This is a genomic window from Paenibacillus sp. PL91 (genome assembly GCF_012935325.2).
In the GTDB taxonomy this organism is placed as follows: domain Bacteria; phylum Bacillota; class Bacilli; order Paenibacillales; family Paenibacillaceae; genus Pristimantibacillus.
The window spans coordinates 121,116-134,299 of record NZ_JABBYG020000006.1 but is presented as its reverse complement, the minus strand read 5'-3'; the positions used below and the strand labels follow the sequence as shown (position 1 = coordinate 134,299).

The 13,184-nt window shown below is 48.6% G+C and carries 11 protein-coding genes; 2 read left to right on the top strand and 9 right to left on the bottom strand.

The window, feature by feature from the left end:
• Positions 1-205: 205 nt before the first annotated feature.
• On the bottom strand, positions 206-1,831 hold the full coding sequence (locus HI950_RS15905; RefSeq protein WP_169085784.1) for a cellulase family glycosylhydrolase: 1,626 nt from the start codon (positions 1,829-1,831) through the stop codon (positions 206-208).
• 247 nt (positions 1,832-2,078) lie between these two features.
• Here HI950_RS15905 and HI950_RS15900 point away from each other — a divergent pair, with 247 nt between their 5' ends.
• The gene (locus tag HI950_RS15900) at positions 2,079-3,263 is read left to right on the top strand and encodes a carboxylate--amine ligase (RefSeq protein ID WP_169085783.1); all 1,185 of its coding nucleotides are present in this window, start codon (positions 2,079-2,081) and stop codon (positions 3,261-3,263) included.
• On the opposite strand, the gene HI950_RS15895 is transcribed toward HI950_RS15900, so the two are convergent.
• On the bottom strand, positions 3,264-4,148 hold the full coding sequence (locus HI950_RS15895; RefSeq protein WP_169085781.1) for an AraC family transcriptional regulator: 885 nt from the start codon (positions 4,146-4,148) through the stop codon (positions 3,264-3,266).
• Between the two features lie 223 nt (positions 4,149-4,371).
• Between HI950_RS15895 and HI950_RS15890 the strand changes: the two genes are divergently transcribed.
• Entirely contained in the window at positions 4,372-5,979 is a 1,608-nt protein-coding gene (locus HI950_RS15890; protein ID WP_169085779.1) for a glycoside hydrolase family 43 protein, read from the top strand.
• Positions 5,980-6,124: 145 nt separating this feature from the next.
• On the opposite strand, the gene HI950_RS15885 is transcribed toward HI950_RS15890, so the two are convergent.
• The 7 genes from HI950_RS15885 to HI950_RS15855 form a co-directional block, all read right to left on the bottom strand.
• On the bottom strand, positions 6,125-7,009 hold the full coding sequence (locus tag HI950_RS15885) for a carbohydrate ABC transporter permease (RefSeq protein WP_169085776.1): 885 nt from the start codon (positions 7,007-7,009) through the stop codon (positions 6,125-6,127).
• Between the two features lie 13 nt (positions 7,010-7,022).
• Positions 7,023-7,904, bottom strand: coding sequence for a carbohydrate ABC transporter permease (locus HI950_RS15880; protein WP_169085773.1), 882 nt, complete (start codon positions 7,902-7,904; stop codon positions 7,023-7,025).
• A 94-nt stretch (positions 7,905-7,998) separates the two neighbouring features.
• The gene (locus HI950_RS15875; RefSeq protein ID WP_169085771.1) at positions 7,999-9,330 is read right to left on the bottom strand and encodes an extracellular solute-binding protein; all 1,332 of its coding nucleotides are present in this window, start codon (positions 9,328-9,330) and stop codon (positions 7,999-8,001) included.
• Positions 9,331-9,437: 107 nt separating this feature from the next.
• Complete coding sequence (locus HI950_RS15870; protein WP_169085769.1) at positions 9,438-10,226, bottom strand: response regulator transcription factor; 789 nt, start codon at positions 10,224-10,226, stop codon at positions 9,438-9,440.
• On the bottom strand, positions 10,201-11,985 hold the full coding sequence (locus HI950_RS15865) for a sensor histidine kinase (RefSeq protein ID WP_169085767.1): 1,785 nt from the start codon (positions 11,983-11,985) through the stop codon (positions 10,201-10,203). The genes HI950_RS15870 and HI950_RS15865 overlap by 26 nt, the downstream gene beginning before the upstream one ends.
• Before the next feature lie 276 nt (positions 11,986-12,261).
• A complete protein-coding gene (locus HI950_RS15860; RefSeq protein WP_169085766.1) occupies positions 12,262-12,603 on the bottom strand; it encodes a DUF1801 domain-containing protein in 342 nt (113 codons plus the stop codon).
• A 122-nt stretch (positions 12,604-12,725) separates the two neighbouring features.
• Positions 12,726-13,160 carry a YciI family protein gene (locus tag HI950_RS15855; protein ID WP_169085764.1) on the bottom strand — a complete coding sequence of 145 codons (435 nt, stop codon included), beginning with the start codon at positions 13,158-13,160 and terminating at the stop codon, positions 12,726-12,728.
• Positions 13,161-13,184 lie beyond the last annotated feature (24 nt).

The following is a 13,184-nucleotide window of genomic DNA, read 5'->3' as shown; positions in this document are numbered from 1 at the left end:
TAACCCCCATGCTGATGAAAATCTGATGTAAGCCTTTGCAAACTCTATAGATTAATTGTAGATCGTTGTCCCTCTTGCCGTAAGGCTTTAGATTTCGTATTCAGGTGACCATTTTTCGGTTTTGGGCTAAAGCTGTCGTTTTTGTGCACAAAAAAAATGTGATGCGGGCAGAAGCTGCCGCGCATCACATGATTGGATCTACACATTATTCAGCATAGGAAAATGTAACCCAGTCCAAATCCACTTGTCCCTGAAGCACACGAATAATGACGCGTACTGCACCTTTTGCCGTATCGACGCTCTCCATAATCAGGCTCTCCTGCCATTCCTCCCCGCTTACCGCACGGGTCACTTGCTCATGCCCTTCCCATTCAATGGATAGGACAGCCCCGCCCTCTGCCGCATGCAGCCTGGCACGAAGATCGAACTTACGGGCTTCGACGCATAAAGCATCATAAGCAAGCCAGTCGCCTGCATACAGCTCCACGCATAAGGTGTTATCCTCGGCCCAAGGCTTGCCGCCTTCGGAATGATAGCTTGGCTTCTCGGCCTTGCCCGTAATCATACGCATAGGTACGCCGTCGCTCGCCCGCAGCTCCAGCTTATTCTCCCTCTTCCGCACAATGCCGAAGCCCTTGCCTTCACCCTGTCCGTAAAATTCAGCCGGAATTTGGAGCGGAAGATGGCGCAGCAGCGAACGTGAGATTTCAGGATAAGCATCGCAGTTCTCTAGTTTGAGATTGTCGAGATATTGATTTAATATCTTCTCCGCAGTCTCCGCATCCGGCTTGGCGCCGCCTTCCAAATAAGAGGTCAGCAAATGCCAGCCTTCCGGCATGCGAATCGAGTATGGCGAATTCAACGTGCTCATCTTCTTCCATGTCCAGAAATTCCACGATATTTCATGGTCCTCGAACATTTGAAACGCACCGCTGTACCACTGCGCGTTATTTTCGCCGCCTTCACCCATAAAGATCGGCACATTCCACTCTTCCCGCTTATCCAAATACTTCTGGATGCTCTCCGAATCGGGATTGTTCCAGTACTTATGGAATTGCAGCATCAAATTATGATCAAATTTGTCCGTGAATATGCTCCAGTCCGTCGACCAATGAACGCCTTCAATTATGATCATATGACGCTTGTCCACTGCACGGATCGCTGCCGTAATTTCCTTGTACAGCGGCTCCACTTGGCCATTGTATTGGCTGAACCAATCGGGCAGCGGCTCATTAAAAAGGTCGTATCCGGCGATGATCCAATCATCCTTGTACCGCTCCGCGAACATTCGCCAGATCGCAATCGTCAGCTCTTGATTCTTGCGGTCGATAAACAGCTCAGGCTGGTCATTCTCGGAGTCGTCGATGTTGGCTCCCGTCTGCCCGCCCGGCGCTCCATGCAGATCCAATATGACATACAGCTTGTAGGCTCTGCACCATTCGATGACTTGGTGAATCCGCGCCAGCCGTTTCTCATTAAAGACCACTTCATCTCCAGCTTCTAAAATGCCGCGCGCATTGATCGGAAGACGAACCGAATTATAGCCTTGCTTAGCAACCTCGCGAACATCTATCTCATCGACATAACGCTCCACATATGTATCCCAGAACCGCGATGCCTTCTCTTTCCCGATTAACGCCTCCACCATCGCCTCAATCTTGCGCGGACGGTCTCCGCCCTCCGGGAACTTCCACATATAGCCCTCCGGCAGCAGCCAGCTTCCGAAGCCTACGCCTCTCAGCACAATCTCCTTGCCATCCCCATTGATAATCTTTTTCCCATCCGCTTGAATGAAACCGCTTACGTCATTATTGCCGCTATACACGCTCATAATCGGATTGCCTCCTTATATGTAGGTTTGGTATACCCCTTCCAGCATTCACTCAAAATATAGCACAGGAGTTCAGCTTAAGGCGTGTAATCCGAAATACGGCGTACAAATCCGAAAGCAGAAGCTTAATTAATGCGATTACTTCTTTGATAATAAGGAAAAATCATGATATATTTTCTAATATTTAGTTGCTGCCGCTCATCGTTATTTGACTATCCAAACTATTAATGGAAGCGAGTGTTCCTACGTGCAAAATAAAGCCGTCATATTAGGCTCTAACTTCTATACAGGACTTAGCATTATAAGAGGCCTAGGATCGAATGGCATCTATACGGTCGCCATGGACCATTCCAAAGAAAATACATACGGCGCACAGTCTAAATATTTAAGCGAACAATTAATAGTCCCTCATTATAAGAAGCAGAAGGAAGAGCTGTTGCAGTATTTAATCAGCTATGCCAAGCAACAGGAAGTGAAGCCTGTCCTGTTCCCAAGCGTCGATCCCTATGTGGAATTTATAGATGCCTATCTCGATGAGCTCAAAAACTACTTCCATATCAACATGACCGAGCAGGGTTTTTGGAGCAGCATCATGGACAAAGAATATCTTCATACGCTCGCTACGAAGCACGGTGTATTAGTTCCGGAATCGATCAGTCCAACCGAGGAGCGGTTCGAGGAACGCGTCGCTGACGAAATCGGATTTCCATGTATCGTGAAGCCGACAGACTCCCCTTCGTTTGTATCCTTGTTCCGCGCTAAAATATTCACCTGCAACAACTTGGAGGAAATGAGAGTCGCGCTTGAAAAATCGGCACAGGCCAAGCTAGACGTTATCGTACAGCGCATTATTCCCGGCTTCGATGATCATGTCTATACGTTTGACGCTTATTTGGATCAAACATCCAAAGTGACCCACTGGCTCACCTGCCAAAAGCTAAGGCAGTTTCCGATTAACTTTGGCGCTTCTTCCTTTACGAAGCAAAAATATGTGGAGGAGCTTTATGACATTGGAGCTCCCTTTCTGGAAGCGATCGGCTATAAGGGCTTCGCTGAAATTGAATTTAAGAAGGATGCGGAGACGGGGAAATACTATCTGCTCGAAATAAATGCCAGAACGACTACACTCGATCCTCTTCTCCGAAAATGCGGCGTTGATTTTCCATTGCTCGCGTATAAGGAGCTCACGGGGACGCCGGTTGGAAGCTATGCAGTTAGAGAGGATATCGGCATCGCCTTTTGCTTTTTATTTGAGGATCTTATCTCCTCGCGCGATTATGTGAAAGCGGGGCAGCTAGGCATCATGCAGATCGTAAAAACCCATTTTACCAGAAAAGCACCGGCGATTTGGAGCATAAGCGACCCTGTCCCTGCTTTCTATTTCTCATCTATCATTGGGAAAAAAATAATCAAAAAGCTAGCGCGGCGATAGTCAATCATGAAACCGGCCGCGGAAGCTGCTCGGCGACTCGCCGGTCCAACGCTTGAACTGCCTGCTGAAGTGAGCCATATTATGATAGCCAAGCTTTGCCGATATCGATTCGACGCTCGCGTCCGGATCCATCAGCAGCAGCTTGGCTTTTTTCAACATTAAGGTGGATAAATATTGCCGCGGAGATACTCCATAGACATGGGTAAACATCCGATTGACCGACGACATGCTGTACCCTACCGCCTCCGCAATCGACCGGATTGTGTCCAGCTCGCTGTCCTTTTCTCCCCCGTTTGCCGCATTCTCTACCGCTTGCTCCAGCATAAGCGCAATCTGTGAAGCCGCAGCAGACTTGCGCACTCCGGCACTGTTCCGATTTAGCTCCGACAAGGTCCCGCTTAAGCCGGCGAACAGCTCGAACAACGCGGACAAAATACTCATTCGAGATTCAACCCGCCCAGCAGCCTCCTTAGATGTTAACGCCATGATTTTATCCAACGCAGGCTTGATCGCAATCGCCAGTTCGCTGCCGGACTCATGAAAGCAATGGCTATTGCGGATAAGAAGCTCGCGGAAGGACCGTTCATCCACGTCGAAATGCAAGCAGTAATACGTCATTTCACCGCCTTCGATCACTTTGCTTTCATGATTGTCTCCCGGACCCAGCAGCATAAGATCACCCGGATTTTGCCGATAGGCAAGTCCGTTGACAGTCATCTCCTGTACGCCCGATAATACGAGATTCACCTCAAAGAGCGGATGCTTGTGCAGCGGATAATTCCAATCCCGATCAACCGTCCGCCAATGCGCTGCAAATACGCGGAAGGTGGATTCCATATCGGGGAGCATAAATTCCTTGCGGACGGTTTCAAATGTTGTCGACATATGAACATCTCCTCCTTTATCATTTGCGAGCTCGCCTAACCTGATTGATTTGGGTAAATTTCATCCAGCTTTGGATATGGGAACGATGCAAAATCATTGCTATCATATTGATATTATAGCGTATATTTTGTAACGAAGAAGACTGCTAAGATGGGTAACTGCTTCTCTGCAGCCACTGCACTTTCGGCTCTGCTTTCTATCACATTCGCAAAGGAGAAAAGAAATGACTGCGATTCAAAATCCGATTTTAACAGGCTTTAATCCCGATCCATGTATTTGCCGTGCTGGCGAAGACTACTATATTGCGGTCTCGACCTTCGAATGGTTTCCCGGCGTTGGGATTTACCACTCCAAAGACTTAAAAAACTGGAGGCTTGCCGCAAGGCCTCTGAGCAGGCTAAGCCAGCTGAACATGATGGGCAACCCGGACTCCGGCGGCATTTGGGCTCCTGCGCTATCCTATAGCGACAATAAATTTTGGCTTATCTACACCGATGTGAAAGTGACCGAAGGGCAATGGAAGGACTGCCACAACTATCTGGTCACCTGTGACACGATTGATGGCGAGTGGTCGGAGCCTATCCATGTAAACAGCTCCGGCTTCGACCCTTCCTTGTTCCATGACGAGGACGGCAAAAAATATTTTGTAAACATGATGTGGGATCACCGGGCCGGACATCATAACTTCTACGGCATACTGCTGCAAGAATACAGCGTCAGCGAGCAGAAGCTGATCGGCAAGCCGGAAATCATTTTCAAAGGAACGGATGTTAAGCTGACGGAAGCGCCCCACCTGTACAAAATCAATGGCTACTACTACTTGCTTACGGCTGAGGGCGGCACGAAATATGATCATCAGGCAACGATAGCAAGATCCAAGCAGCTGCGCGGCCCTTATGAGGTTCATCCCGAAAATCCATTGATCACATCGTTCCATGCGCCGCGCATTCCGCTTCAGAAGGCCGGTCATGCATCTATCGTACAAACGCATACGGATGAGTGGTTTTTGGTGCATTTGGTTGGAAGACCACTCTCTATCGAAAATGCGCCGCTGCTAGATCCACGCGGCTACTGCCCGCTCGGCAGAGAAACGGCGATTCAGCGGGTCGAATGGCGTGATGAGTGGCCTTACGTCGTCGGCGGCAATCAGCCTTCGCTCATCATTGAAGGGCCAAATATTCCGGAGGTGCAATGGGAGCCTGATTATCCGGTGAAGGATGATTTTGACAGCGATACGCTGAACCTGCATTTCCAAAGCCTGCGCATCCCGCTTGGAAATCAGATCGTATCGCTACACGACAATCCCGGGCATCTGCGCCTTTACGGTAAAGAATCGCTGACGTCGAAATTCACGCAAGCGTTTATCGCCAGGCGCTGGCAGCATTTTAACTTTACGGCGGAAACGAAGGTCGCTTTCCATCCGACGAGCTTCCAGCAATCAGCCGGGCTTGTGAACTACTACAACACGCAAAACTGGACATCCTGCCAAATTTCGTGGAATGAAGAGAAGGGCAAAATTTTGCAGCTTGTCGCATGCGATAATTTCTCGTTCTCGGAGCCTCTTCGCGGCAAAGAAATCGCCATTCCTGAAGATATTGCCTATGTTTACTTGCGCGTGGATACGGAAAATACGCTGTACTATTACTCGTATTCATTCGACGGCAGGAGCTGGACCCGTCTTCCCGCAGATTTCGAGTCCTACAAGCTCTCGGATGATTACATTAAAGGCGGCGGCTTCTTTACCGGCGCATTTGTCGGCATGCAGTGCCAGGATACATCGGGCCGCAGCCAGCATGCAGACTTCGATTACTTCATCTACGAAAACCATTAATGAAAATAGAAAGTCCTCTTGGAAAGGGTTCGACATTCCGGAGGACTTTCTTCTTTTACTGGGATAGAGCAAGAAAAGAAAAGAAAAGAAAAGAACCTCCAACAGCACTTAAACGAAGTGTTTGGAGGTTCTTTACGTTTAACGCTTAACCTTTGACCGAACCCGCAGCAATGCCTTCTACAATACGGTCGCTCAGGAACAGGAAGGCGATCAGAATCGGCAAAATGCTGATCATAAGCGTCGCGCCGATTGCGCCCCAATCCGTCGTATATTGGCCGATAAAGTTTTGCACGCCGACCGTCAGCGTCTTATAGCCGTCCGAGCTGATGAACGTGTTGACGAAAATAAACTCGTTCCAATTATAAATCATATTAATGATTCCCGTTGTAGCAATAACGGAGCCCGTCATCGGCAGCACGATCCGGAAAAACATGCGATTCACGGAGCAGCCGTCTATGACCGCCGCTTCTTCCACTTCACGCGGCAGGGCATAGTAGAACCCAAGCAGAATCATGATCGTGATCGGCATATTGAACGCCACATAGGACAAAATGAGCGACAACGGCTGATCAATCAAATGAGCCTTATTAAACATGCTAAACAGCGGAATGAGCGTCGAATGAACCGGAATCATCATCGCCACCATGAATAGGCCAAGCACGAAAGAGCTTCCCTTCCATTTCATCCGCGTAATCGCGTAGGTAACGAGACTGCCGAGCACAATCGTCAGAACCGTCGATACGACGGTAATCCAGACGCTGTTGAAGAAGTAAACGTCAATATTGCCGGCGCTCCACACCTTCTCGTAGTTTTCCCACTTCGGATGCATGGGCAGCGACAGCGGAGGAAGGTTGAACACTTCCTGATTGTTTTTAAGCGAGAAAAACAGCAGCCATATGAGCGGAAAAATTTGCAGTACGGCAACAGCGATCAGCACGATATACAGCAGCGTATAGCCAAGCTTGCCTGCTACACTTGCTCCGGGGCTTTCCACCCCGCCACCGAGCTGCCTTGAGGTTCCAGACATCATGAAGCCTCCCTCCTTATGAATATTGAATCGTATCTTTTGATGCAGTCAATTTACGGATGATCCAAGTTACGACTAGGCAAATGATAAGCAGGAAGAAGCCGATCGCACTGCCATAGCCAAAATCATAAGCCCGGAAAGCTTGGTGATACATATAGGACGCCATCACTTCACTGGAGCCGTTTGGCCCACCGTCTGTCATGACATAGATGAGGTCAAAATATTTGAGCGATCCGACGATCGCAAGCACGATCGTTACTTTAATGACTTCCATTGCGAGCGGAAGCTTGATTTTGAAAGCAATTTGGAACGCGTTCGCACCGTCGATCTTCGCAGCCTCCTCTAGGGAAGCCGGTATGTTTTTAAGCGCAGCGTAATAAATCAAAATATAGAAGCCCGCATACTGCCACAGGATTGGAATAAATAAAGCAAACAGAACAATCGAAGGCTCTGCAAGCCATGCGGGAGGATTGGCGACTCCAATAGATTCGAGAAGACTGTTCAAAATGCCATTCGTTGGATGAAAAATTTTCAGCCACAGCTGTGCGATCGCAACCGAAGACAGCAGCATCGGAATCAAATAGATTTTGCGGAACAAGTTCGCGCCTTTCAGTTTTGCCGATAATACCATAGCAACGATTAAGTAGAGTATAAGGCTAGCCCCTGAAAAAACAGCCAATAGAAGCGAATGGCCCGCGCTGCTCCAAAACATTTTGTCCTTGATTAGCGCTTGATAATTATCCAAACCGATAAACTTCATCGCTCCGATACCGTTCCACTCGTTTAATCCATAGTAGCCTGTCAGAACGATTGGAATGTATACAATAGCCATAATTAAAAGCAGAGAAGGCAAAACATACAGCGCGATTATTTTTTTATTCGACATGACCTTATCCAAATTAGCCGACTCCTTTCTCATTATCGGGGTGTGCAGCTTACCCGGCTTGATTAACCGGATAAGCCTTATCCCCTGCTTCCTGCTCTAGAAGCTGTCAGTTTCCTTTGGAAATCGCTGCGTCATGCTCTTCAGAGAACTTCTCTGGCGCCACAGCTTTGCCGAATAACGATTGAATCAAGTTCAGATGCGTCTCAGCGGCGCTTGCTTGCATTTGAACGTCTGCAAACAAGGTGATGCTGCTTGCTTTATTCATCTCGTTAAATAGATCTACATAAAGCTGAGGCAAATCAAGCGTGGAAGTATCCACCTTCGTTGCAGGAATGACGCCCGCTCCCGTAACGGATTGCTCTCCCCATTTTTCCACAAAATATTGGACGAAAGCTTTCGATTCTTCTTTCACCTTGGAGTTTTCCGAAACGAATAGTCCGACGCCCGGTCCGCCTACCCAGCTGTTGATGTCGCCTTTGCCGCCTTCAACCGTCGGGAATTTGAAGAACCCTACGCTGTCGCGGAATTCCTGAGGAATATCTTCATTGGTTGTGAAGTTAGGCAGCTCCCATGTGCCCATCATGTACATAGCTGCTTTGCTGTTCAAAAACTCCGATTTGGCTTCTTCATTCGACAAGCCGTTGAAGCCTTTCACGAAAGCGTTGCTGTCAACGAGCGCTTGAACCTCGCTTGCAGCCTTAACTAAATTCTCATCCTTGAATGATCCTGAGCCGCTGATCGCGCTTGACAATGCTTCTTGTCCGGCAAAGCGGTCAGCCAGGTACATGTACCAAAGCGATCCGGTCCAGCGGTCCTTATTGCCAAGCGTGATTGGCGCGATGCCGTTCTCGGAGAGCGTTTTCACAACCTGCTTAAATTGCTCGTAGGTTTGCGGTACTTCAAGTTTGTATTTCTCAAAGATCGCTTTGTTGTAATAAATGGGCGAAATGTTGAATTCGAGCGGCAAACCGTACGTTTTGCCGTCTACTGCGTATGCTTCCGTTGTGCCGTTGACGAATTTCCCGTTCAATTCCCCGCTCACTAGATCATCAAGCGGCGTGAACAGCTTGCCTTCTACGTAAGGCTGCAAGAAGCCCGCAGCCCAAGTAACGCCGACATCCGGCAGCTGATTGGAAGCTGAAAGCACTTTCAATTTATTTTTATATTGTTCGTTATCCAGCACTTCCTGTTTGATCGTCACATTAGGATGCTCTTTTTGATATTCAGTAATAATTTGATTAACGATTTTGTTCTGACCCGCGGATACGCCTTCAGGCCACAAGTGCATAAAGTTGACGGTCACCTTTTCGGCACCGCTTTCATTTGTGCCGTTAGTAGAAGTCTCGTTGCCGCCGTTGTTCGACTTTTGGCCGCAGCCTGCTGCGATAATCGCAAGGCACAGCGTCAATAGCAGAATTGTCCATTTCTTTTTGAACACGTTTACATCCCCTTTTCTGCTGGTGATAGATTTTGTTTGCTACAAATCTAGTTTAACTTCGCCGCTCTATCATCGTAAGGGCATATGAATTGGGAAAAATACTACTTTTATTGGATTGTCTGCTCGGCATGAGCGATCGTTTTGCGATATTGGCCTGGGCTGACGCCTTCTAGCGAGCGAAATACCTTCACGAAATATTTCGACGTCTGATAGCCCGCCTGATCAGCGATTTCAGCAATCGTAAGCCTCGTGCCAGACAGCAATTCCTTCGCCCTTTGCACCCTTTTCCTCGTCAAATATTCACTGAACGTAAGCCCGGTCTGCTCCTTAAACAGCACGCTCAAATAGCTTGCGTTCATATGCAAATGCTCCGCCGTATCGCGCATCGTCAGCGGCTTATGCAGATGCTCGTTTAAATACTGAATGGACTCCTGCACCTGGGGGCTGTAGCTCGTTTCTTCTCCCATGGCAATCAGCAGCTTGGGGTCTACCAGCTTCTCCATTCGCTCGATCCGATGCTTGCTTTCTTCTCTCTGCATAGCCGTTTCTACCGCTTGAATGAGTTTAGCTTTGTCCAATGGCTTCAATAAATATTCAATCACGCCAAACTGCAGCGCTTTCTGGGCATAGTCGAACTCAGGATGACCTGAAATAATGATGACAACGGGAGGATTCGGCAAGCCGTTTATTCGCTCGACCAAATCAAGCCCCCCAATCTCAGGCATACGAATGTCGGTCACAAGCAAGTTAACCTCATGCTGCGTCAGCCACTCCAGCGCTTCGATCCCGTTTGATGCGGTTTCGATTCGATACTGTCCAGTTGACCACGCCTCCAGCACTTTGCGCACGCCTTCCCTCGTCCTCGGCTCATCATCCACGATCAGTATGGTTTTCATTTTGTTTGTCCCTCCCATGTTCATTCGGTATTTCAAAGGCAACGGTCGTGCCGCGGCCTATTTCGCTTCGAATTTCCAATCCGTCGCTTTCAGCGACATAATAGAGCTTCAGTCTTCTTTCCACATTGCTTATGCCTACCCCAGTGCCCTTGAAGGAAGACGGATCATGTCCTTTATCCATCGCCGCGTATAGTGCCTCGATTTTGTCCTCGTTCATGCCCGGTCCGTTGTCCGACACGACAATTCGCGTGAAGCCCGGCCGTTCGGACGGCTCGACTTGAAGCGTTACGGTTCCGGCACCTATCCGCTGCTCTACGCCATGCAGGATCGCATTTTCCACAAGCGGTTGAATAAGCAGCTTCGGAATCGGTACACTTCGGCATGTGTCATCGGCTTCAACGCTCCACGTCAGTCTATCAACCATGCGCATATCCATAATTTTTAAATATCGTATGGCATGATCAAGCTCGTTGCCGACCGTCACCCATTCGTCCTCGTCCGCGCGAGAAATGACGTATCTGAACAATCCAGACATCGCGATGACGATTTGAGCCAGCTCCTCTTCCCCTTTCTCATCAAGCGCCCAATTAAAGGCCTCCAGCGTATTGAACAAAAAGTGCGGGTTGATCTGCGCCTGCAGCGCCTTCAGCTCTGTTCGGCTTTGAACGATTTCCTTCTGGTAGACGACCTCAATCAATTCATTCAAAGAGACAACCATTTGATTATACGTATTATTAAGCTCGTTAATTTCCATCGTAGTAGACGAAACCGGAATAGGCTTGAGCGTCCCAAGCTTGGCGTTGCGCATCGCCTTAATCAAATTCAATATGGGCCGCGTAATCATCGTCGATAATATAAATGTCAAAAAGAGAAACAGCAAGCTACCGACTAAAATCGAAATAAGGATAACCGTGCGCAAAATCGAAATGCCCTCCGTCGCGTATTTTACCGGAGTTAAAATAATAATTTTCCAGCCTGTCGCTTCCGATTGCTTATCGATTGCCATATATTTTTCTCCGCTTAGCGTGACCGTCTCTTCCCCCTTCTGCTGCATCTTCTCCACGTCTACTTCTTTGGAAAAGTCGGAGGTAATCGTCTGGTTAGCGGCATCGAATAGGCCCATCATTTCGCGCAAGCCGGTGTCAGCGCTTCCAACAGCGTCCGTAAGCTCAAAATAGTTTTTATCAATTTGCACCATTAAATACCCTGCATCCGAAAACGAGCGATCAATGAGCCTGACATGGCGAATGGCAATGATCGAATCGGGGAAGCGAGGGTCCATGCCGAACCAGACCAGCTTTCCATCTCCCTGATCTGCTTGGCTGATCCAATCCGCAGGCACTCGGTTGTCCAAGCTGACCTCCGTTAGCGGAAACAGCATGCGATAGTCTTTCGTATACAGCTCCAATGAGCGGATGCCCGTTGCATATGCTTCCTGCTTCCGAATTTCCTTCTGAAGGGACTGCCGCTCCTCGAAAGTGATTTTCCGCCCTTCCGCCTCCAGCATCATCAGCCGCTGAATCGTTGCATTGGTTGCTACCTGCATCGTAAACGTATCAATTTGCCTGAGCAGCACATCCAGCTTGCCTGTCGCCTGGACAGCCGTTTGCTGAATATGCTTCTCCGCATTATTGCGCAGCAGGACCGATACCTGTCCATACGTAAAAAAGCCAACCGAACCGAGCACAATGACCATAACGAGCATGAAGCCAAGGAAAATTTGATTGCGAAGCGTATTTATTTGTCCAAAACGGTTCATGTCGACACTCCTTTTAGAATGACTGTAAGCATCAATATACACAATAACGGTGAAGAAAAGAAAGCCCGTCCCTCGAATTCGGGTCAAACCGAAGCGTCTGTGAGGGGCGATTCCGTTTAACGACTCGCTCTATTTTTTGCACAGAATCACCCTGTCTATACGACTGCAAAACAAAGAAAACCGGATTTTTCCCTCACAGGAAAAATCCGGCCTACAACCAGCCGTTGACTATGCGCGAAATCTCCATTCAACGCTTATTGCAGCAGCCGTTCGAGCTTATAAAGAGGAGGAAGCCTCACTTACCAGCGACGAAAGCTGATCGGCATCCACCGTATTTCCTTGACGAAGCTTAATTGTTTTTCTTTCCGGAGGGCCCTCGAACAGCCCTTCCGGCAGCGTCAGCTCGCTGGCGTTAAAGATCGTAAAGCTCACTGCTTCTTTCGACGTTGAAATAACAGCGGCGTATTTTCCATTTTTCAAAAAATGAGGCTTCTTGTATTGCATGCGCTCCTGAACGTCTGGAATCGCGCTATTTACAACCTCGCGAAGGCGGGAGCATAGCTCCCCTTGCCAAGGCTCTTTTACCGATGCGATAAAATCCGTTACTTCTTGGTTCATGTTTTCAATCTCCTTTTTTGGCTATTATCACTGTAGCGACCACTAGTGATTATCCGAAACTTCAGGCTTTATTCTTACGACGAACGAGCCATGACTGAATCGACAGATTAGCAGTAGGAATATCAGCTTTTTTTCAGCATATCGATTTGATCCCGCAAATCGGACTCCATCACTATCATTGCGGAAGCATGCAGCAGATCTTCGTCCTCAAAAAGCTGGCGGAGCTCAATTTCTCCCTTGCCCCAGCCGCTCGGATTCGGCATCCGTTTCGCCCATTCGATCGCTTCGTCCTCCGACTTCACATCAATCAGCGTAAATCCCGCAACGAGCTGCTTCTCCTCTGCAAAAGGCCCAACCGTTACTTCGGGCATGTCGCCATGAACCGAATACGTGATCCGCAGTCCGCTGGAGCTTGGCTGCAGGCCTTCAGCAGCGATAAGCACGCCTTCTCTTGCAAGCGCTTCGTTATACGCAGCCATCGCATCCATAAGCTCGCGGCTCGGCTTCACGCCAGCTTCAGAACGCTTGGTCGCTTTGACAATTAACATATATCGCATGTAGGTTACCTCCCGATATCAAAT